Annotated in this window: 18 protein-coding genes, 1 tRNA gene and 1 other annotated feature; of the genes, 13 read left to right on the plus strand and 6 right to left on the minus strand. The window is 41.4% G+C overall.

Annotated elements, in window-relative coordinates; genetic code table 11:
• Positions 1-314 precede the first annotated feature (314 nt).
• The 13 genes from ACM0OP_RS09335 to rplL all read left to right on the plus strand — a co-directional run bounded on the left by ACM0OP_RS09335 (position 315) and on the right by rplL (position 15,296).
• A complete protein-coding gene (locus ACM0OP_RS09335; RefSeq protein ID WP_414528177.1) occupies positions 315-1,991 on the plus strand; it encodes a choice-of-anchor I family protein in 1,677 nt (558 codons plus the stop codon).
• Positions 1,992-2,810: 819 nt separating this feature from the next.
• Positions 2,811-4,202, plus strand: a complete 1,392-nt coding sequence (locus tag ACM0OP_RS09340) for an efflux RND transporter periplasmic adaptor subunit (protein WP_414528129.1) — start codon at positions 2,811-2,813, stop codon at positions 4,200-4,202.
• Between the two features lie 61 nt (positions 4,203-4,263).
• Entirely contained in the window at positions 4,264-7,497 is a 3,234-nt protein-coding gene (locus ACM0OP_RS09345; protein ID WP_414528130.1) for an efflux RND transporter permease subunit, read from the plus strand.
• A gap of 890 nt (positions 7,498-8,387) precedes the next feature.
• Positions 8,388-10,490 carry an ATP-binding protein gene (locus ACM0OP_RS09350; RefSeq protein WP_414528131.1) on the plus strand — a complete coding sequence of 701 codons (2,103 nt, stop codon included), beginning with the start codon at positions 8,388-8,390 and terminating at the stop codon, positions 10,488-10,490.
• On the plus strand, positions 10,490-10,672 hold the full coding sequence (locus ACM0OP_RS09355; RefSeq protein ID WP_414528132.1) for a hypothetical protein: 183 nt from the start codon (positions 10,490-10,492) through the stop codon (positions 10,670-10,672). Before ACM0OP_RS09350 ends, ACM0OP_RS09355 begins: the two co-directional genes overlap by 1 nt.
• 221 nt (positions 10,673-10,893) lie before the next feature.
• A complete protein-coding gene (gene rplS, locus ACM0OP_RS09360) occupies positions 10,894-11,256 on the plus strand; it encodes a 50S ribosomal protein L19 (RefSeq protein ID WP_414528133.1) in 363 nt (120 codons plus the stop codon).
• A gap of 148 nt (positions 11,257-11,404) precedes the next feature.
• Positions 11,405-11,477, plus strand: a tRNA-Trp gene (locus ACM0OP_RS09365).
• Between the two features lie 191 nt (positions 11,478-11,668).
• On the plus strand, positions 11,669-11,890 hold the full coding sequence (gene secE, locus ACM0OP_RS09370) for a preprotein translocase subunit SecE (protein ID WP_414528134.1): 222 nt from the start codon (positions 11,669-11,671) through the stop codon (positions 11,888-11,890).
• Entirely contained in the window at positions 11,890-12,522 is a 633-nt protein-coding gene (nusG, locus tag ACM0OP_RS09375) for a transcription termination/antitermination protein NusG (RefSeq protein WP_414528135.1), read from the plus strand. The genes secE and nusG overlap by 1 nt, the downstream gene beginning before the upstream one ends.
• 4 nt (positions 12,523-12,526) lie before the next feature.
• Positions 12,527-12,952 carry a 50S ribosomal protein L11 gene (rplK, locus tag ACM0OP_RS09380; protein ID WP_414528136.1) on the plus strand — a complete coding sequence of 142 codons (426 nt, stop codon included), beginning with the start codon at positions 12,527-12,529 and terminating at the stop codon, positions 12,950-12,952.
• Between the two features lie 81 nt (positions 12,953-13,033).
• Entirely contained in the window at positions 13,034-13,750 is a 717-nt protein-coding gene (rplA, locus tag ACM0OP_RS09385; RefSeq protein ID WP_414528137.1) for a 50S ribosomal protein L1, read from the plus strand.
• A gap of 81 nt (positions 13,751-13,831) precedes the next feature.
• Positions 13,832-14,000, plus strand: a sequence feature (ribosomal protein L10 leader region).
• Between the two features lie 253 nt (positions 14,001-14,253).
• On the plus strand, positions 14,254-14,805 hold the full coding sequence (gene rplJ / locus ACM0OP_RS09390) for a 50S ribosomal protein L10 (protein ID WP_414528138.1): 552 nt from the start codon (positions 14,254-14,256) through the stop codon (positions 14,803-14,805).
• Between the two features lie 98 nt (positions 14,806-14,903).
• Positions 14,904-15,296 carry a 50S ribosomal protein L7/L12 gene (gene rplL / locus ACM0OP_RS09395; RefSeq protein ID WP_414528139.1) on the plus strand — a complete coding sequence of 131 codons (393 nt, stop codon included), beginning with the start codon at positions 14,904-14,906 and terminating at the stop codon, positions 15,294-15,296.
• 68 nt (positions 15,297-15,364) lie between these two features.
• Here rplL and ACM0OP_RS09400 read toward each other — a convergent pair whose 3' ends face one another.
• The 6 genes from ACM0OP_RS09400 to ACM0OP_RS09425 form a co-directional block, all read right to left on the minus strand.
• Positions 15,365-17,122: a protein kinase domain-containing protein gene (locus ACM0OP_RS09400; protein ID WP_414528140.1), complete on the minus strand. Its 1,758-nt coding sequence runs from the start codon at positions 17,120-17,122 to the stop codon at positions 15,365-15,367.
• A 123-nt stretch (positions 17,123-17,245) separates the two neighbouring features.
• Complete coding sequence (locus tag ACM0OP_RS09405; protein ID WP_414528141.1) at positions 17,246-18,649, minus strand: protein kinase domain-containing protein; 1,404 nt, start codon at positions 18,647-18,649, stop codon at positions 17,246-17,248.
• Between the two features lie 118 nt (positions 18,650-18,767).
• Positions 18,768-19,313 (minus strand): GIY-YIG nuclease family protein, encoded by a 546-nt coding sequence (locus ACM0OP_RS09410; RefSeq protein ID WP_414528142.1) that lies wholly within the window; start codon positions 19,311-19,313, stop codon positions 18,768-18,770.
• Between the two features lie 37 nt (positions 19,314-19,350).
• Positions 19,351-19,674 carry a hypothetical protein gene (locus ACM0OP_RS09415; RefSeq protein WP_414528143.1) on the minus strand — a complete coding sequence of 108 codons (324 nt, stop codon included), beginning with the start codon at positions 19,672-19,674 and terminating at the stop codon, positions 19,351-19,353.
• A 102-nt stretch (positions 19,675-19,776) separates the two neighbouring features.
• Entirely contained in the window at positions 19,777-20,406 is a 630-nt protein-coding gene (locus ACM0OP_RS09420) for a ribonuclease D (RefSeq protein ID WP_414528144.1), read from the minus strand.
• 88 nt (positions 20,407-20,494) lie between these two features.
• A complete protein-coding gene (locus ACM0OP_RS09425; RefSeq protein WP_414528145.1) occupies positions 20,495-21,043 on the minus strand; it encodes a CAP domain-containing protein in 549 nt (182 codons plus the stop codon).
• Between the last annotated feature and the right edge of the window lie 534 nt (positions 21,044-21,577).

The raw sequence follows: 21,577 nt of genomic DNA on the forward strand, positions 1-21,577 counted from the left end.
AATTCCTTGTCACTCTCTCCTGGTAGGCATTTATGATTCGCGGATGAGTCTAATAGCTAAAAATAGGCTTTTTACCTTTACTTAACCATAACTTGTGCTTCACTTAACCTTTGAAGGTTAGTCTTCAACTATACCTGATATCCCGTGTATTAATTCCCGGAAAATGTAAGTTTTTTGACAAAAATTTACTAGCTCCCCACATGGCAACACAGTCGCTCAGTGGGTGTTTTTTCGTGAGTTCAAATTGCACTTAGGGATACACCTTGCTTGACGGAGATTTTCAAAGCCAAGCATTCAATTATTTAGTTGAAATCATGATCATCCAAAAGTCTCTCGCCGCCATAGTTCCATCCGCTTTTCTGTTAGGAGTCATGGCGACTCCAGCAGCAGCCATTTCCCTTACCCCCATCGGTACTTACGGAACGGGAATTTTCGATGCTAGCGCTGCGGAAATTCCCACCTATGACCCAGTAAGTCAAAGGCTGTTTGTGGTGAATGCAGCAGCTAGAACCATTGATGTCATCGGCATTACTGACCCCACAAATCCATCATTACTGTTTAATATTGACATCAATACCTACTTTCCCGGTGGTAATGCTAACAGCGTGGCCTTTAATAATGGCATCCTTGCAGCAGCAGTGGAAGCACCTGTCACCCAAGATTTAGGCCAGGCTTTATTTTTTAACGCTGATGGTAATTTTCTGGGTAATGTCACCGTGGGCGCGCTGCCTGATATGCTGACTTTTACTCCCAATGGTCAACGTTTGTTAGTAGCTAATGAAGGGGAGCCAAACAATGACTACACCATTGATCCTGAAGGCTCGGTCAGTATTATAGATTTAGATTTCCTCAATCTCTCCAATTCTAATGTAATTACTGCTGGCTTTACTCAGTTTAATAGCCAAATTGATGATCTACGGAATGCTGGTGTTCGCATTTTTGGGCCTAATGCTACAGTAGCTCAAGATTTAGAGCCGGAATACATCACAGTTTCTCCTAATTCTCGCACTGCTTGGGTAGCGTTGCAGGAAAATAACGCTATGGGAGTGCTGGATCTGATTAACAATGAGTTTACAGATATTATTCCATTAGGATTTAAGGATTATAGCCTGCCTGGGAATGGTTTTGATGCCAGCGATCGCGACGATGCCATTAATATCGCTAATTGGCCTGTGTTTGGTATCTATCAACCTGATGGTATTACTTCCTACACAGTCAATGGCACAACCTACATTGTTACAGCCAACGAAGGCGATACTCGTGATTATGACGGTTTTAGCGAAGAGGTGCGATTAGGTAATAACAGTTATCAGCTCGACCCCAGCGTATTCCCTAACGCTGATGAGTTAAGTTTACCTGAGAATTTAGGTCGTCTCACAGTCACTAATACCCTGGGTGATTCAAATGGCGATGGTTTATTTGAGGAAATATATGCTTTTGGCGGTCGTTCCTTCTCTATTTGGGAATGGGATGAAACTGCTAGAACACTCAACCAAGTTTTCGACAGTGGTGACGACTTTGAGCAAATTATCGCCCAGCGCTTTCCTGATTTCTTCAACTCTAACCATGTGGAAAACAGCTTTGATACCCGCAGCGATGACAAAGGTCCAGAACCAGAAGACGTAAAAATTGCCGAAATTAACGGTCGTTTTTATGCATTCATCGGCTTAGAGCGTGTAGGTGGTATCATGACCTACGACGTGACTGATCCTGTGAATCCTGTATTTGTCAACTACGTCAATAACCGTGATTTCGCAGCCTTGAATGGAGTCAGTAACCCTGCTGTTGGTGATTTGGGCGCAGAAGGTTTACTTTTCATTCCTGCTACAGACAGCCCTAATGGTGAGTCATTATTAGTTGTAACTAATGAAGTCAGTGGTACAACAACACTTTTTGCTATTCAGTCCCAATCAGTTCCTGAGCCAGGATCTATCTTTGGCTTAATGATACTTGGTTCAATGGGTATCCTAAAATTCAAGCGGAAGCACTAAGTATAGTTGGGGACTGGGGACTGGGGACTGGGTATTGGGTATTGGGGACTGGGAACTGGGGACTGGGGACTGGGTATTGGAAACTAAAAATCTTTCTCCCCACACTCCCCACACTTCCCACACCTCGCACACCTTCTACATCTCCCACACCCTACTCCCAATCTTCTAAAGTTTTAGTGAAAAAAATATTTTTAATTAGAAACTACAGTTAAATTTATCTACCTCTTTAGACAGAAAATAGTTGATTACAACTACAGCATTTGCTAGTCCAATAAACTACAAAAATTATCTGCGTTTATCTGCGTCCATCTGCGTTTAATTTTAATTATTACTGCTTGTACCTCACTTGAATGGGAATTGCTATAGTTCCAGAGAGATTGAGTAAGTTTGCCACTTTATGTATATTTATGTAAAATTAGGTATACACAATTTAACTATGCTCAAACTAAAGTCAAAAATCGCAAAAATTCCTCAAAATATCCCTTTGAGATGAATAAAACCGGGAAAATAACTAGATCGAGGATAAATATTTATACTCAAATCAAATTTTCTCCGGTGCTAAAAAATATTTATTTTTGCGTGGACAGCATAATCGTAAATATTTTATAGCAATTCTCAGTTGAGTAAAGTACAAATCTACCTGTGTGCATCTGGGTAAATCTGGGGTTTCTGATTTCCTGATGTACTCTACCTGGAAACAAGCTATACATATTTACCCGTCTGAGAAGTTAGGTCAATTAATAACTTACTAGTAAATACATAGGATCTTGCTGGAAAAACCACTTTTTAGGAGCAAAATAGATGAGTTTGTCGGAAAAAATGCCTAATAAACATTTAAAGTTGCCGCCGGATAACGGCTCATTAAATAAGTTAAATAATGGGCAATTACATTCAAATATCCGCCCCTTTTCCTATTCTTTGCTCTCCGGCTTGTTATTACTAAGTCTGGGATTATTGACGGCTAGTTGTGGAACGATACCCAAGGAATCGGCTCATGCACAATCTCAGCAAGGTGGACAGGAATCAGGTGCGAGAAATGCTACTCCTGTAGATGTGGCGATCGCCCGCACAGGGTTTTTAAAAGTACAACCAAGTTACACAGGTAACACCACAGCATTTAGTACCGTATCATTGCGATCGCAAGCAGAAGGCAGACTATTAGCCTTAAACGTAGACGTAGGCGATCGCGTCACACAAGGGCAGAATGTGGGACTATTAGACGATGCCCTGCTACTAACATCATTAAAACAAGCAGAAGCCGAACTAGCATCCCTCAAATCAGAAGTCGCTAGAGCCGAAACTCAAGTAAGTAACGCCCGTGCAGAAGTTGAAAAAGCCCGATTAGAACTAGTCCAAGCTCAAGCCGACTCCCAACGCCAACAAGAACTCTTCCGAGCCGGTGCAATCTCCCAACAAAACGCCGAACAAGCCCGCACCACATCCCAAACAGCAGCCCAATCACTCCGCGCCTCCGAAGATCGGGTACGCGCAGAACAGCAAGCCGTCGCCACCGCCAAAGGTAGAGTAGTAGCCCAACAAGCCCTAGTTGCTCAATTTCAAGAACGCAGATCCTACGCCCGATTAATCTCCCCCATCACCGGTGTAATTACTCAAAGAGTCACAGAACCAGGTAATCTCCTCCAACCGGGGAACGAAGTCTTGCAAATTGCCGACTTTAGTCGTGTCAAAGTCGCAGTGCAAGTTTCCGAATTAGAACTGTCCCAAATTCAAGTCGGACAATCTGTGGAAGTCAACTTAGATGCTTTTCCCAATGAATCATTAATGGGTAGAGTTACACGCATCTCTCCCGTAGCCGATGCTATCGCCAGATTAGTACCAGTAGAAGTAGTAATTCCCAACAAAGATAATAAAATTGGCAGTGGACTCCTAGCCAGAGTCAAATTTGAAGCCCAGACATCAGAACGAGTCGTAGTATCCCAAGCAGCTATTCAAAACAATAATAATTCTTCTGACTCTACAACCGCTCAGAGCGATTCACAAGACACCAATGGCAACATCTTTGTAGTTACAGACACCGCAGGTGAAAACAAAGTCGCAGCACGGGCTGTTACTTTAGGGAATAAAGCTGATGGTAATGTAGAAATTTTATCTGGCTTGCAACCAGGAGAACGCTATGTTGCTCGTAGTGGTAGACCTTTAAAAGATGGTGACGCTGTACTCCTTTCAGCCCTTTCAGAAACAGCAGAGTAAAACTTAAACATGACCTTTTGAGCTTTTCCATAGACCAGCTTTAATTGGAGATAAGGAATCGATGCAGGACATACAAAAAAGCGGCGGATTTAGTATCAGCACTATATCCATCCGCCGACATATCGGTACACTCATGCTGGCTCTAGCAGTATTAGTAATGGGTGTCTTTTTTATTATCAAATTACCAGTAGATTTACTCCCATCAATTACCTATCCCCGAATTGGTGTGCGAATAGACGCACCTGGAATTTCTCCAGAGGTAGCCATTGATGAAGTCACAAGACCTTTAGAATCAGCTTTTTCCGCCACTGAAGGTGTATTACAGATTTTTTCTCAAACTCGTGAAGGACAGGTAAGTCTGGATCTGTATTTTCAACCAGGGGGGGATATTGACCAAGCCTTAAACGATGCTACAGCCTCCTTTAATAGAGCTAGAGGCAGCTTACCCGATACCATTGAAACACCACGCTTATTCAAAGTCGATCCTTCCCAGTTACCCGTTTACGAATTTGCCTTAACTTCACCCTCCTTAGACAGCCGAGATTTGCGGGTTTTTTCTGAAGAAGAACTAGTGCGCGAACTAGGCGTAGTCCCCGGAGTCGCTAGTGTCAACGTATCGGGTGGAGTTCAAGAAGAAGTTAGAGTTAATCTAGACTTGGATCGTTTGCAAGCTTTGGGAGTGGGTTTAACTGATGTCTTGGATGAACTGAGAAACCGCAACCAAGATATTTCTGGAGGGCGGCTTTTAGGACAAAATTCTGAGCCATTGACTCGGACTGTAGGGCGTTTTCAAAGCGCTGATGAAATTAAAAATTTGTCTTTTGAGGTATCGTCTTCCCTAGACCCCAATACCCAAACCCCAATTGTGAATCGCCGGGTTTATTTGCGAGATTTTGCTGAAGTCATTGATGGTTCAGAACAACAGCGCATATACGTTTTACTCAACGGCGAACCATCTGTTAAAATCAGCGTTCAAAAACAGCCAGATGCTAATACAATCAACGTTGTTGATGGTGTTAAAAGACGTTTAACAGAACTGCAAGCATCCGGTGTAGTTCCGGAAGGGACGGTAATCACAGCTACCTTGGATGAATCAAAGTTTATCCGCAATTCAATTTCTAATGTTGCCACTTCTGGGTTAATTGGTACAGGACTAGCGGCGTTTGCCGTTTTACTATTCCTGGGTTCATTGCGACAAACATTTATTATTGTCATTGCTATTCCCTTAGCCAGTTTAGCTGCCATCATCTTAATGGGTATGTTTGGCTTATCCCTCAACGTTTTTAGTTTGGGTGGTTTAGCTTTAGGTGTGGGTATTGTGGTAGATAACTCCATCGTCATGTTGGAGAATATCGCCGAGGGTGCAGGTATGACTCCCGGTAAAGATAGCAAAACCCGACTTAATGCTAAGGAACTGATTCAACAAGCTGAAAACAGTAGTCGGGAAGTAGAATCAGCCTTAATTGCGTCTACTAGTACAAACTTAGTGGCGGTGATGCCGTTTCTGTTCATCGGCGGTTTTATATCACTACTATTTAATGAGCTAATTCTCACCATCACCTTTTCTGTAGCCGCTTCAATTTTAATTGCGGTGACAATTATACCCATGCTTACCTCCCGGACTTTGGGCTGGAAATTTTCTAGTGGCTTTAGTAAGTTGTGGGTGCTACAAGAATTTAACCGCCGTTTTGATCGCGCGACAAATAGATATAGCCGTTTTTTGGGTGATATATTGCGTTGGCGATTTTTAACAGTTGCGATCGCAATTATCATCTTTGGTGGTGGTAGTTTGTGGATAGCACCTCAACTTTCCCAAGAAATTCTCCCCCGAATTAGTACAGGACAAGCCACATTAAATGCTCAGTTTCCCCCTGGTACAGCCCTAGAAACTAACCGCAGAGTTATGGCCATGGTGGATGACATCCTCCTCCAACAACCAGAAACTGAATATCTCTTCACCACAGCAGGGGGCGCACTCTTTGGGACAAACGTCAATGCTAATCCCCTCCGAGGAACCAGCACCATTACCCTCAAACCAGGGACTAACACCGAAGCTTATGTAGAACGAGTCACCCAAGAATTAAATAAACTGAATTTAGTCGGAATCCGCCTCCGTCTTTCCCCAGGACAAGTGCGGGGTTTAATTCTCAGTAACTCCCCAGTGCGTGGGGCTGATGTTGATATCATCCTTCAAGGTGAAGATACAGATAACTTAGAACAAGCCGGAAGAGAAGTCTTAACCGCCTTAGAAAAAAGCGCCACATTAGTCAGATTCCGCCCAGATGCTGATGATCGTCAACCAGAACTACAAATTATTCCTGACTGGGAGAGAGTCGCAAGTTTTGGCTTAAGTACGAGTAATATTGGCGACACCATCCAAACGGCCATACAAGGTAGCGTACCCACCCGACTCCAACGCAGTAACCGTTTAGTTGATGTCAGAGTGCAGTTAAATGAAGCATCACTGCAAGAAGTTTCTCAATTAGAAAGATTACCTTTGTTCGTCAACAATGGTCGCCAAGTCCGCCTCAGCGACGTAGCCACAATCACTGAAGGACAAGCACCAGGAGAAATTCAGAGAATTAATCAGCGTCAAGTAGTCATACTTGCAGGGAATTTAACTGAAGGTGCTAACCTGAGTGATGCCTTTACCCAGGTAGATACAATCCTAGATAGTTTAAATTTACCTGAAGGTGTGAGTATTTTACCCAGTTCGGCGGCTGAATCTAATCAGGAATTGCAAAACTCCCTGAAACTCTTAGGCGGATTAGCCAGCTTTCTCGTTTTCGTGGTCATGGCAGTACAGTACAATTCACTCATTGACCCATTAGTAATTATGTTGACCATTCCTCTAGCTTTAGCAGGGGGGATTTTTGGGCTTTACATTACTAACACCGCAGTTGGTGCAACTGTGATCGTCGGGGCGGTTTTGTTAGTGGGTATTGTGGTTAATAATGCCATCATCATGGTAGAACTAGCAAATCAAATTCGTGAACGAGATCAAGTTGACCGCAAAACTGCCATTTTGCAAGCAGCACCACAACGTCTACGTCCCATATTAATGACCACCATTACCACTGTTTTAGGTATGTTTCCCTTAGCCTTGGGAATTGGTGAGGGTTCAGAATTTCTCCAACCACTGGGTGTAGTAGTATTTTCGGGTTTGTCTTTAGCAACCTTGCTGACACTATTTATCATCCCCTGTTTTTATACCATGCTCCATGATTTATTCCGTTGGCGTTGGGCGAAGCCAATTTTAATCAATTTGGGTAGTTTGAAGAAAAAATTCGACTAAAAAACTATCTTAAACCTGGCAGTAGGGGGCGAAAATTCACTGTAAATCCGGTTCCCCTCCTCTCTTCCGGCTATCCATTACCCGGATCTTTCTTAACATTTGCGAGAGCGATCGCTCACCAAATCGCAAAGCCTTAAACCTACGTTGTTCATTCTCAATAAAAGTGGGTTTTTAGCGAGAACATCAAAGGCTAATTTGTCAAGTTCGTAAAAATGTGAATCCCTATGACCTTTGCAAAATAAAGGTTTCAAGAGTGTTAAGAATTTTGTGGGTAATGAATAGTCGCTGGCGGGGAGGGGTCTTTCGAGTTTTTGCTTTTGTCACCTGTCCCCTGCTTGGTTTAGTCAGTTTTTATTCGTGTAGTTATGTAAAATTCGACACTCACACACTGCAAAAATTGTGCTACGCTCATTTTCATCAGTATATAATTTATCTTGTCTACAATATTTCATGCTATTTACCAAAATATGGCATTTTCCAACTAACTGAAGTAAAAATCTGAATATAATAAACTGTGTGTGGGTATATTGCCTATTCTCTACTTAAAGGATGATATGTGCTGTATCAGAAGTGTTGAATCTTGCAACAAAACTTTACGAATTTTGTGTTTTACCGAGGTAAAATACCTTGTTTATTGAGAATAGAGTCATTAAATACTCGAATTTGGTATCACCAACGCCAATACACAACTTGGGCGAGATCCTCCAAATCTTAACATTCAACACTTCTGGTGCTGTATGTATATACAGCACTTTGCGTAACGATTAGGTACAAGAATTTAGGAAATACCATTATTACATCAAATGAAAAATGAGATATAACCTGTACCAGATAGACGCGCAAAGTGCTGTAAATTTAAGAACTGTTAATATCTTGCAGGGTCAAAGAAGATGGAATTTTTTGAGCAGGTTTCTACTTCTAAATTTCACAAAAACTTACAACAAAATTTTCAATCTGACCTGCGGAATATCCTGGGAGGAATTATAGATAATATTGATGTGAATAAAAAAGAAGAACTAGAAATTTTTTTCCAAAAAATTAGTGATCAAGTAGAGCAAGAAATACAAGCAAACACAGCACTTTTAAATCAAAAAGTTAATCAGTTAGAACAAGAACTTAATCAATTCAAAGAACGTGAAGCAGCCAGGACGGAAACTGAAAAGAGTTTTCGCAGACACAACATAGCTCTACAAAAACTTGTCCAAAGTGAGTCACTACAATACGATGAGTTTCCCACTGCTATCAAATATGTCACTGAAGTAGCTAGCCTGGGTTTGGATACAGACCGAGTTAGCGTTTGGTTATACACAGAAGATTATAGTAAAATTCAATGTGCTGATTTATATGAACGTTCCCAAAATTCTCATAGTTATGGTGCAGAATTGTCAGTTTCTGACTATCCTAGCTATTTTAAAGCTTTAAAAGAACAACAAGTTGTTGCTGTTGTTGATGTTTATCAAGATAGTCGGACTTCAGAATTTTCTGAAACTTATACAAGACCGCTCGGTATTACCTCCATGCTTGATGTCCGGATTTGGTCAAGGGGAAAGGTAATTGGTGTCGTGTGTTGCGAAAATTTGCTTACTCAGCGTCAGTGGACTGTAGAAGAAGAAAACTTTATCAGTTCCATTACTGAATTTGTCCGATTAGTGATTGAGTCAAGCGATCGCAAATCTGTAGAAGCAGCTCTAGCTGTCAGCCAAAATCAGTTCCGTTTAGTGGTTGAGCAAACTGGACAATTGATTTATGTTTACGATATTGCTGATCGTCAAATTCATTGGGCAGGAGCCATTGAGGAAATTACAGGATACACTGCTGATGAATGGGGAAAATTTGACCTAGCAGTTTGGGAAGCACACATTCAACCCCAAGATCGCTCCAGAGTCTTGGAAAGGTGGTCATCTGCAATCAAGAAAAGAAGCCAGTATCAAATTGAATATCGCCTCCAGAAAAAAGATGGTTCTTATATCTATGTTGAGGAACGGGGCAAATTTTTAGTAAATAAGATTACAGGTACTAGCTGTATGGCTGGGACAATGAGTAATGTGAGCGATCGCAAAACAGCTGAAGTAGCCTTACGCCAATCAGAAGTTCAATTCCGCCAACAAGCCCAAACCCTAGAGAAAGCTTTAAAGGAATTAAAACATACTCAAGCTCAAATGATCCAGAGTGAGAAAATGTCTGCTCTTGGTCAACTGATAGCCGGAGTAGCACATGAAATTAACAACCCAGTTAGTTTTATCTACGGTAACATCAATCCGGCTAATGATTATATTAAAGAATTAATTAAAATCATTCGTTTATATCAAGAAAACTATCCCCAACCCTTACCAAAAATTCAGAAAATATCTCAATCCATAGACATAGAATTTATCATAGAGGACTTACCAAAATTACTATCTTCTATGGAAATGGGTGCAGAACGTATCCGCCAAATTGTCCTTTCACTACGAAATTTTTCCCGACTAGACGAAGCTAAATTTCAACCCATTGATATCCATGAAGGAATTGATAGCTGCTTGCTAATCTTAAAAAGTCGTCTCAAAGAACAAGCACGACATCCGGGTATTAAAGTTATTAAAGAATATGGAAATATCCCACTGGTAGAATGCTACGGAGGTCAACTAAATCAAGTATTTATCAACATATTAACTAATGCCATAGATGTATTAGAAGAAAGAGATGAAAAACGCTTATATGAAGAAATTGAGCAATCTCCTAGTATTATTCGGATTTCTACAAAAATGCTCAACAATCAGCAAGTTAGCATTATAATTGCTGATAATGGTATGGGCATACCAGAAAAAATTAAACAACTAATTTTTAATCCTTTTTTCACCACAAAAGCAACTGGTAAAGGCACAGGAATGGGTATGTCTATTAGCTACGATATTATCCACAAGAATCATGGTGGTAAATTTTACTGTACCTCATCCCTGGGACAAGGTACAGAATTTGTGATTGAGATTCCCATAAAACAGCAAAGGAATTAATGCTCATCCAGTTGAGCAGTCGGGAGACCTACAGTGTACAGAAAAATATCCAGCCATATTTTCCACCTAAATGCAGAGTTTTTCACCCTGTGTTACACCATAGGTGGTCAAAAGCAGGTAAAACCAAAAATTCAGCCTTTGGCGGTTGGCGAGTCAGTCAATGGGAAATTCCCATCACCTGACACCATTTCTTTATGAGGCTGCGCCAAATTTCCTAAACTTGTCTCTTCCTTCTCTGTTTCCTCTGCGTCTCTGTGGTTCGTTGATCTTTATATTGAGGGCATCTTTACGCAGAGTTGGTATGATTCCGAAGAATGTGAAAAGATTTTCATCTAAATTAGTAGACTGAAATAGGATTATAGATTTATGATAAGTGATTGTGAGTTTTTAAAGTAGAAAGACTATGAGCGCTCAAGAGATTATCCGCTCCATTGAAGCGGAACAACTAAAATCAAATCTGCCCATTATCTATGTGGGCGATACAGTGAAAGTCGGTGTCAAGATTAAGGAAGGAGAGAAATTTCGCATACAACCCTACGAAGGCGTAGTAATTGCCAAGCGCAATGGTGGCATTAACGAAACTATTACAGTGCGCCGGGTATTTCAAGGAATTGGTGTTGAGCGGGTATTTTTGTTACATTCTCCTCGCATCGACAATATTAAAATCATCCGTCGTGGTAAAGTCCGCCGTGCTAAACTCTATTATTTACGCGGTCGTGTAGGTAAAGCTACTCGGATTAAACAACGCTTTGACCGTGCGTTGTAAGTTGCGGCTGAAGGTATGGGAAAAATTTGTCCGAACGAGCGGCATCAGCCGCTAATTTGTTCCTCCGACAAAAATAAGGTACAATAATGGAGAAAATGCGTTATACTAAAAAAGGTTCAGCAAAATAGCTGAATTTAACGCACCTTGTGCGCTCTTAGTTCAGTTGGTAGAACGCAGGTCTCCAAAACCTGATGTCGGGGGTTCAAGTCCTCCAGGGCGCGCTTGCAAGCAAAAAACACAGCCCGGAACAACAACACGCCTGCTAAAATAGCAGATAGTGCTAGTTTTTTCGGGTGTAATTATTTTTTATTACAGCTTTTTTGCTTCCAGTAAGTATGGTGGAGTCACAGCTGTGAACCTGGATGGAAATTAGCACGGTGTAGCTTTATTTAAAAAACGGGGGAAAACGACAGTGGCCAAAAAAAACGAAGCAGAAATGCCAGGAAACACCAACGGATTCAGTGTAGGTAACTTCTTTCAGGGTACAAAAGAAGAACTGGAAAAAGTGGTTTGGCCAAGTCGCAAGCAGCTAGTGAGCGAATCAGCAGGTGTGTTATTAATGGTGACACTATCTGCATCTTTGATATATTTGGTCGATGGATTGTTTGGTTGGGTAGCACAACAGGTATTCTGATGACTTCTGCAACAGACGAACCATATAACTCAGCGTTGCATTCTGAGGAAACAGCAGAAACAGCGTTTAATGAAGCGCGTTGGTATGCAGTCCAAGTAGCCTCGGGATGTGAAAAACGTGTTAAGACAAACTTGGAGCAACGTATCCAAACGTTTGATGTATCTGACAAAATTGTCCAAGTAGAAATTCCCCACACGCCAGCAGTGAAAATCCGCAAAGATGGCAGTCGTCAGCACACAGAGGAAAAAGTTTTTCCTGGTTATGTGCTAGTGCGAATGGTGATGGAAGATGATACATGGCAAGTGGTACGCAACACCTCCCATGTAATTAATTTTGTGGGAGCGGAACAAAAACGCGGCGGAAGCAGAAGCCGAGGTCACGTTAAACCAGTACCTTTAGGTCCATCAGAAGTAGAACGGATCTTCAAACAGACTAGTGAACAGGAACCAATTGTCAAAATTGACATGGCTACTGGTGATAAGATAGTTGTGCTTTCGGGTCCTTTTAAAGATTTTGAAGGCGAGGTGATTGAGGTCAGTCCAGAGCGCAGCAAATTAAAAGCCTTGCTCTCGATTTTTGGCCGCGATACACCAGTAGAATTGGAATTTAATCAGGTAGAAAAACAGAGCTAACAAAATGGCGAAGAAAGTAGTAGCGGTCATTAAACTGGCCCTGAATGCTGGAAAAGCCAACCCAGCACCACCAGTGGGACCTGCATTGGGTCAACACGGTGTGAACATTATGATGTTCTGCAAAGAGTACAATGCCAAGACAGCAGACCAAGCTGGAATGGTAATACCTGTAGAGATTTCGGTGTTTGAAGACCGGAGTTTTACATTTGTACTTAAAACCCCACCAGCATCAGTACTGATTCGCAAGGCAGCGAAAATTGAAAGAGGCTCTAATGAACCCAACAAAAAGAAAGTTGGGTCAATTACAAAGGCTCAACTCCAAGAAATAGCCCAAACGAAATTGCCTGATCTGAACGCCAATGATATAGAAGCGGCGATGAAGATTGTGGCAGGTACTGCGAAGAATATGGGCGTAACTATCTCTGACTAGTGGTAAGTCATTAGACAAAGAAGAACAGAAAAAACTTATCGGGGGAGAGATATAGCCTCGTAATTACCCCAGGAGAAAACAATGGGAAAAAAATTATCGCGCCGCTTGCAGGCGCTGCTAGAGAAGGTAGAAGATAGGGAATACACACCCTTAGAAGCTTTAACTCTGCTGAAAGAAACGGCAACAGCTAAGTTTCCTGAAGCAGCAGAAGCCCATATCCGTCTGGGAATTGACCCCAAGTACACAGATCAACAGTTACGGACAACGGTAACGCTGCCTAAAGGAACTGGACAAACTGTGCGGGTGGCAGTGATTACTAGAGGTGAAAAGGTTGCTGAAGCCACAAATGCTGGTGCGGACCTAGTTGGCTCTGATGAGCTGATTAACGAAATTCAACAGGGTATGATGGATTTCGACAAGCTGATTGCTACACCAGATGTGATGCCACAGGTGGCGAAACTGGGTAAGTTGCTCGGTCCCCGTGGTTTAATGCCTTCACCCAAGGGTGGAACGGTGACATTTGACTTAGCTAGTGCGATCGCGGAATTTAAAGCTGGTAAATTAGAATTTCGGGCTGATCGAACTGGGATTGTCCATGTTATGTTTGGTAAGGCATCTTTCGCGCCTGAAGATTTGTTGGTAAACTTAAAGGCGTTACAAGAGACCATTGACCGCAACCGTCCCGCAGGAGCTAAAGGGCGCTATTGGCGCACAATTTATGTAGCTTCTACTATGGGTCCCTCAATAAAAGTCGATATCAACGCTCTACGGGATTTAAAAGTCACCGAAGCAGCATAAAGGATATGAGTAACTAAAGAAGAGAAAGGATTTGTGCAGTAATCAGTTTCTCTAATCAAGTGCCTACTGTACTACCGTGCCAAAACTAAATAAGCAAAGCCGGAGACAGCAGGAGCCATTGGCTCAAATATCCTGCCGAGGTTAAAGCTCTAAATTTCTGAACTTCCACCCATAGAGGTGCGATCGCTCAGGTATGATGAGTTTTTATCTAAAACCCCGGCTCATGTAGCTGGGGTTAATTGTTTTCACTGGCTGAAAGTCAAGCCTTCGGTTTGGCTAAACCTTGAAAAAAGACACAAAGCCAGAGATAAACCCAAAAAAAGCCAAGAAATGGTAATAGCATTTTTTGATTGACTGCTCTGGAATTAATACCTGTGAACAAAAACCCAGCCATCAGTTGAGTTAAAGCAGGAAGTAAAACGAAATTTACTGTCAATCAGTAGATTTATAAAAGTTTTACTTAATGGAAAATAATGATTTTGCCCTTGGAGGTAAAACTAAACATGGGTAGAACGCTAGAAAATAAAAAAGAGATCGTAGCTGATCTCAAAGAAAGTCTGAGTCAGTCAAGTTTGGCACTGGTAATTGATTATCAGGGTTTAACCGTTGCTCAAATTACTGACCTACGGCGGAAGCTGATTCCCAGTGGCGCTGTTTGTAAGGTGACTAAAAATACCTTGATGGGCATTGCCATTCAGGATGACGAAAATTGGCAACCACTTTCGGAACTGCTCAAAGGTTCTTCGGCCTTTTTGTTGGTTAAAGAAGATTTTTCCTCAGCAATTAAGGCTTATCAAGAGTTTCAGAAAGCTACCAAGAAGACAGAACTTCGCGGTGGCGTTATGGAAGGTCGCCTGCTGAAAGAAACTGATGTCAAGGCTCTAGGAGACTTGCCATCCAAGGAAGAACTCATGGCGCAAATTGCTGGCGCTATCAATGCTTTGGCTACCAAAGTGGCTGTGGGTATCAACGAAGTTCCCAGTTCTTTGGCTCGTGCTTTGCAAGCTGTGGCTGAAAAAGACCAAGGTGAAAGCACTGACAATGCGGCTGAATAAAATTCGCCAAATTACACCAAAGTTTGCCTGCTGGAATTTACTGTTAATTACAGCTTTTAGTAGGCAGAAACAAAATTTACATTACAGGAGTTATATCAATGTCTGCTACAACTGATCAAATTCTCGAACAATTGAAAACTCTATCTCTGTTGGAAGCATCTGAGCTAGTTAAGCAAATTGAAGAAGCTTTCGGCGTGAGTGCGGCTGCACCTGCTGGTGGAATGATGATGATGGCTCCTGGTGCTGCTGCTGGTGCTGCGGAACCTGTTGAAGAGAAAACCGAGTTTGACGTAATCCTAGATTCCGTTCCAGCTGATAAGAAAATTGCTGTTCTGAAGATTGTCCGCGAATTGACTGGTTTAGGTCTGAAAGAAGCGAAAGACATGGTGGAAGCTGCACCCAAATCCATCAAAGAAGGTATTGCTAAAGATGCTGCTGAAGATGCTAAGAAGCGCATCGAGGAAGCTGGCGGTAAGGTGACAATTAAGTAATTGACTGTTACCTGAAGATTTATCTTTAAGCTAATTTTAGGGAAAGCCTGCTTGTGCAGGCTTTTTTTTTAATGCAAATCAGCATCCCAAACGCCTATGTAAATCCGATCCTGCTGATTGCGCTCAATGACTCCTTTTAATCTGCCCACATTAAAAGAGTATCTTCTACTTTGGCGATCGCGGACTTTTTGCAGTCCTTGGTTAATATCACTATTAGCATTACCAGCCAACATTCCCTGTAATGTTCTTTGCATTACTTCTGGCGGGACAGATTGAGCAAAAGATACTTCAGTTTGTCGTAAGACTCCGGTATTGCGATCGAATAAGTAACCCAGATCAACATTCTCTTCTAACCGATAAAGAAAAGCACGAGTATTCCATAACCCGTTGGAAGATTTACTGGGTTGACCTAAAGCTGCTGTGATCGCATCTTGAGAAGTTCCTGTAGGAAATGCCGGGACACTGGGAGTCCTGGGATTACTGGGAGCAGGATTTTCTGCCTGTGGTGGTTCTGGAGCCTCTGCTGGTGGTGGCGGAGGTTCAAGTGTAATTGCATCTTCTGGTTCCTGTGATGGAGTGGGAATCTCCGGTTCTGGTTCCTCCTGTGATGGAATGGGAATCTCCGGTTCTGGTTCAAATCTGGGAGTTACTTGTGGCGGTGGTTGTACAGGTACTTCTGTATTTTGAGGAGGTTCTACAGCAACTGGGGGCGTATCAGGTTCTGGCGGTGAAAATTGAGGATCATTTGTAGTATCTAATTCGGAAGATGATCTAGCAATAGGTTCTGTAGACTGTGGTTGACGAGTCATACTAGAAATTGCTATTCCACCAATTAAGCCGCCAAAAACTAAACCGGCAATAATTAACGCAGGTTTTTGCCAACTAGTCGTGACAGCAGTTGGGGTAGAAGATATTACCTGGGTGTGCTGAGTCGCAGCTATATGGGCAGGACTGAGGCTGACTGTGGCCGCAGTAGTTGGATGAGACGGTAGTGAAATATCGTTGACCGACTTCAACGCATAGAGCATTTTACTGGCGGTACTATAGCGATCGCTCACATGGGGGTGAATGGCTTGATTAATTACCTTAACCAGATGTGGCGACACATTGGGGGCTGACTCTTCCCAGAGAATTGCGCCAGTTTGCAAGTGTGTCTGTAGTTCTGGAGGGTGTTTACCCGTGAGCAAATAAATCGCCGTCAAGCCTAAACTGTAGATATCAGTGGCGTAAACTGGTCGTCCTATGGCTTGTTCTGTGGGCATATATCCAGGTGTACCAATCACAAGCGATCGCGTATGATGATTTGGAGAATTGACAACTGAGCGGAGAGTTTCCTTAACTGCCCCAAAATCAATCAAAAATGGCTTGTTATCAGTCGAGCGCAGAATAATATTATCTGGCTTAATATCCCGGTGAATAATCCCCTTACTGTGGACATAATCTAAAACCGATAACAAACTTACCAGAATATTCCGAACCGCAGTTTCACCTTCATAACCTTTAGCTTGGACAATATCAGTCAAAGTTGGTCCTTCAATCCATTCCTGAACCAGATAAAACAGTCCATTCTCCGAAAAGTAAGCATATAACTTGGGAATTTGGTTACAACTATCACCCAAATACTCCAAAGTTGCCGCTTCCCTTTCAAAGCGCTGTTGAATCATTTCATAAGTTTTTGGGTCATTGGCGATGGGCTTAAGTTGCTTGATCACACAGCGCCGGCGAGAAGGTATATGGGTATCTTCTGCCAAAAAGGTTTCGCCAAATCCACCTGCACCGAGAACTTTGATTACCTGATAACGATTATTCAGCAGCGTTATTGTCATGAATAATTACAAAATAAGACCCTTTCCAAATGTATATCAGATACTCTGACGATTTCCAGAGAGTTTATATCCCCGAAATTTAATTTAATTCTAAATATTTGAGTTTGTGAAGTTTTCTCAATTTTATTTGGGAAAATGTCTTCTTTGATGACGGTCTTGATATTGATTTATATACTCAGCATTACGCTTTTCTAATGGAGACAGCAATTGCAGAGGAAATGCTTTTGGCGAATATATAGGACTATACCAACTTTGATTATTAAAATATTCTTGTAAGCCAGGAGTATTAAAACGGCGACCGTGACGGGCATAAATGGAATTTCGCATAATATCTAGCTGAAAACCATCTTTGTCAACCAAATCAGTATCTGTCACAGGTCTTTCAGATAGCCAGACATAACTATTAGTTGTAGGAGATGGCAATATAGTTTGTGGAATTACCGGGGATGTAATATTTTCCTCCATAACTGGAGATGAAGACACAACAGGAGTTTCTGTAACTGTAGGTGTAACTTGTTCGTTAACTACAGGTTGAGAAGATGGTCTGAACACCTGACTAATAATTACAGATGCACCGATTAACCCCCCTGCAATTAAACCACCCATGATTATGCTCTGGTGATGATTATTTTGAGTTATGGGCTGCTGATTCACCGCAACAGTTGGGGGTGGGGAAAAAATTGGCTGTGTTGGTGGGATAGGATTTACTCGGCTCTGCAATGCATCTAACATAGCTGTAGCATTAGAGTAACGCTCCCGTGGATGATAGGCGATCGCCTTGTCTAAAACCCCTGCTAATGTAGAATCAACTTGCAGAGCATTCTGTCGCCAGACAATTTCACCTGTCTGAGAATCCGACTCTAACTGTTGTGGCTGTTTCCCAGTCAATAAATAAATTGCAGTTAATCCCAAACTATATAAATCACTAGAATAAACTGGTCTCCCTGCGGCTTGTTCACTGGGCATATATCCCGGCGTACCAATGACAATCGAGCTGGTAGGATTACCTTGGGAATTAACCACAGTTCCCATTGATTCGCGCACCGCACCAAAATCAATTAACACAGATTTACCGTCATGATGACGCACCATAATATTATCCGGCTTAATATCCCGATGAACAATACGCTGGGAGTGGACATACTCCAACACTGGTAACAAATCCACCAAAATTTCCCGCACCGCACCTTCACTAAACAAGCCCTGCTTTTGCAGTTTTGCCGTTAGAGTGTCACCAGAAATCCACTCTTGAACTAGATAAAATTGACCGTCTGACTGAAAATAAGCATACAGCGTCGGTATTTGGTCAGTACATCCACCTAAATCTTCTAAAATTGCCGCTTCTCTTTGAAACCGTTCCTGCACCAGTTGGTAAATCTGGGGATTATTCTGAATAGGTCTAAGCTGTTTAATCACACAGCGACGTTGGGAAGGCATTTGTGTATCTTCCGCCAAAAAAGTTTCCCCAAACCCACCACTTCCTAAAGTCCGAATCACTTGATAGCGGTTGTTCAGCAGCTCATGCATAAATTAGCAACCTTGAGTGCAAAAATCATGTTATGTATTTTACAACTTTTGCTCACCCTTAAACTCCGCGTACCTCTGCGTTCAACTCCGCGCCCTTTGCGTTTAAACTCCCCTCAACTCACTTTAAATCCAACAAACCCTCCTCCTTCAACTTAGGACTAAAACGAAATTGTTCCTGTAAACCCCGTTCTTTCAATACTAATAAAATCTCCGCCTCTACTCGCCGAGCAACATTTTTAATAATTTTCATTTGCGCTAATTCATCATTAGCAGGATGATGATACTGCGTGGATTCTTCAGGAGTCATTAATGGTTTAACATCGATAGGCTGTGTCCATTTATCCTTCTGATTTGTATTCCCTAAAGGTACACTACCATTTTCAGCAATCCAAGCATTTTCAATATTTCCTAAAATTGTGCGGCTAGGGCGTTCAATAGTTTGCACCTTCACCCAATAACACTTTTGAGGCTGACGAACTAAATGCTGCTTTAAACTCAAGTAAACGTCACGAGAATATCCGACAAATTGCAGCACTTTTCCTTGGTCAAATATCGCATATACTCCAATTTTTCCTTGATAAATTTCAGGTATTTGACCCTGATCATTAATGTAAGCAAGATACTCTAAATTTGCCAACTCCGGAATATTTATTTCTGTATTCATATATCAAACCTAAAAATTGCTGTTTGTCTATGAGCCATTAAGCAAGTTTTTTATAAACTGCACACAAACGACTGGGTTGAAAAATTTTGGCAGTAAACATGAAATTTGGGGGTACATTAATAATTACATAATCATCTGACTCATTGTATTTTTCAAATTCTGCTGGCATTCCTTTAGGAGTAGAGAAGCTATAGGGAACTGGCTGAAAAAGTAATTCTGTAAATTCTACTTCTCTAGATTTTGACTGTTGACAAACTTGTTGTAAAAAAGATTCTTTTCTCAACAGATTAAATAGAGTTGCTTGTGCTTGTGGTTCTAAAGTGAAACTACTATCAAAGTCTTGGATAATTTTAAAAGCCATTTTATTTATGGGTAATGAATGCAGAAAATTTTAGGAAATTAGCCAGAAAAATTTTATCAAATAAACCCATCCCCAAGCTGAGAAGTATCAAATTGCAAATACTTAATGCTCAAATATATCCTTAAATTGCAATAAATCTAAGGTAACTAAAGTGGGTAGAACTTGAAAACATTCTTGAGCAACTTGCCAACGTTCTTCTCTTTGCAGAATTTCTGTGAGCTTTTGCTGTACGCTGAGTAGGTAGCGGACATCATTGGCAGCGTAATTCAGTTGGATATCTGATAAGTTTTCGGCGTTACCCCAATCAGAACTTTGAGCGCTTTTATCTAATTCTATGTGTTCTAACTCTAATACTACGTCTTTGAGTCCGTGGCGGTTGGTGTAGGTACGCGCAAGTTTACTAGCAATTTTAGTACAAAAAACAGGCTGAACACGAATCTCCAAGTTATGAAGCAAAGTCGCCACATCGAAACGAGCGAAGTGAAAGACTTTCGTGATGTTAGGTGCTTCAAACAGTGTTTTTAAATTAGGCGCGGTGGTTTGTCCTTTGGCGATGCGAATGGCTGTAACTTTTCCTTCTGGGTTGCATAGCTGCACTAGACACAAGCGGTCGCGGTGTGGTATTAATCCCATAGTTTCGGTATCCACTGCGATCGCATCGGATTTTAAATACTCAGCCAAAGCAGCATCACTCAAGTCGAGATCCGTTACTTGAAAATCTTTTAATGTCATAAATCACTCAATCATAAATGCAGTGTCTCGTTAAAGAAAATACCATGAGACACTACACTATTGTTAACTCCCAATGGATAAAATCTATCTATCTACTGCGAATAAAAATTTGAGTTAAGTAAACTTCCCCTTGTGGATTAGTCGCTACACCAATTCCTGTGAGGTCAAAATTACCTTGAATATTTTGCAAATGTTCGGGACTTTCTAACCAACCATTGATAGCTTCACTAGCAGGATTACTATATCCTTTATTGACTGCGAGATTCTCAGAGGCGTTGTTGTAGTGGAGGTGAATCGCCGTAACTCGCTGTTCAAATCCATCATGACTAAAAGGGACGTTACCATTAGCCATATTTTGGCTGTGAATCCTGGCTTGTTGAGTAATATTTGCATTCAGGGTCAACTCTGGCAAATTATGAGCAACTCGATACCTATTAATGTCCTCAAAAATTGATTTTTCTAGGATATTAGTTTCAAAGTGAGGACTCAATATTGCAGCCTGACTTGAAGGAATTAATAACGGTTGATTACGAGTAGTTTGTTCTATAAACTTTTTACCTGTTGTGGGAGCATTCATTAATCCACTCGCAATGACAAGCGCACTTAAAGCGATGCCAAAAGCAGGTTGTCGGAACATAGCTAGTCACGTAATGTGTGTAATTGTTAGACTTATAATCTAACTTCTGCTACTCACAATATATAACAGGATACTCTGGAAAATTAATCAAATTATGGCATTTTGGCAAATGCTTTACAGAAAAATTTAGTGAACTATTGTTATTTAAAATCTGTGAATAAATCAGCCATAAGTAGGATGCGATCGCTAATTTGAAACTAGCCAAAGTCATTTATAATTCTAATATCCCAGCCATTTACTTAATGTCATCATCTCACAATTTAGCTCATCTGCATTTTATTCATCAAGTAAGCACAATAAAGCTATTTCGTCAATAAACATAATTACCCTAAGTAATCAGCCCAGTTTGAGGATGGACAAGAACATTTGAGTATAATTTAGAACTAAATATAGAACTAGAATGTTACAGTAAGCGTTTATCTTTACCCAAATACTCAGTGGAAGCAGCCTGGAAACCTCGTAATTGTCAAGGTTTTATTCTGGGTTTCTATCCTAGATATTCTTGAAAGTGGCTATAGGTTCGTTTTTTCCTAA

Origin of the sequence: Nodularia chucula CCY0103 (genome assembly GCF_963923915.1) — a bacterium.
Lineage (GTDB): Bacteria > Cyanobacteriota > Cyanobacteriia > Cyanobacteriales > Nostocaceae > Nodularia > Nodularia chucula.

Coding starts and splice junctions, on each gene's coding strand:
- ACM0OP_RS09335 (WP_414528177.1), top strand. CDS start 315: ATGATCATCCAAAAGTCTCTCGCCGCCATAGTTCCATCCGCTTTTCTG.
- ACM0OP_RS09340 (WP_414528129.1), top strand. CDS start 2,811: ATGCCTAATAAACATTTAAAGTTGCCGCCGGATAACGGCTCATTAAAT.
- ACM0OP_RS09345 (WP_414528130.1), top strand. CDS start 4,264: ATGCAGGACATACAAAAAAGCGGCGGATTTAGTATCAGCACTATATCC.
- ACM0OP_RS09350 (WP_414528131.1), top strand. CDS start 8,388: ATGGAATTTTTTGAGCAGGTTTCTACTTCTAAATTTCACAAAAACTTA.
- ACM0OP_RS09355 (WP_414528132.1), top strand. CDS start 10,490: ATGCTCATCCAGTTGAGCAGTCGGGAGACCTACAGTGTACAGAAAAAT.
- rplS (WP_414528133.1), top strand. CDS start 10,894: ATGAGCGCTCAAGAGATTATCCGCTCCATTGAAGCGGAACAACTAAAA.
- nusG (WP_414528135.1), top strand. CDS start 11,890: ATGACTTCTGCAACAGACGAACCATATAACTCAGCGTTGCATTCTGAG.
- rplK (WP_414528136.1), top strand. CDS start 12,527: ATGGCGAAGAAAGTAGTAGCGGTCATTAAACTGGCCCTGAATGCTGGA.
- rplA (WP_414528137.1), top strand. CDS start 13,034: ATGGGAAAAAAATTATCGCGCCGCTTGCAGGCGCTGCTAGAGAAGGTA.
- rplJ (WP_414528138.1), top strand. CDS start 14,254: ATGGGTAGAACGCTAGAAAATAAAAAAGAGATCGTAGCTGATCTCAAA.
- rplL (WP_414528139.1), top strand. CDS start 14,904: ATGTCTGCTACAACTGATCAAATTCTCGAACAATTGAAAACTCTATCT.
- ACM0OP_RS09400 (WP_414528140.1), bottom strand. CDS start 17,122: ATGACAATAACGCTGCTGAATAATCGTTATCAGGTAATCAAAGTTCTC.
- ACM0OP_RS09405 (WP_414528141.1), bottom strand. CDS start 18,649: ATGCATGAGCTGCTGAACAACCGCTATCAAGTGATTCGGACTTTAGGA.
- ACM0OP_RS09410 (WP_414528142.1), bottom strand. CDS start 19,313: ATGAATACAGAAATAAATATTCCGGAGTTGGCAAATTTAGAGTATCTT.
- ACM0OP_RS09415 (WP_414528143.1), bottom strand. CDS start 19,674: ATGGCTTTTAAAATTATCCAAGACTTTGATAGTAGTTTCACTTTAGAA.
- ACM0OP_RS09420 (WP_414528144.1), bottom strand. CDS start 20,406: ATGACATTAAAAGATTTTCAAGTAACGGATCTCGACTTGAGTGATGCT.
- ACM0OP_RS09425 (WP_414528145.1), bottom strand. CDS start 21,043: ATGTTCCGACAACCTGCTTTTGGCATCGCTTTAAGTGCGCTTGTCATT.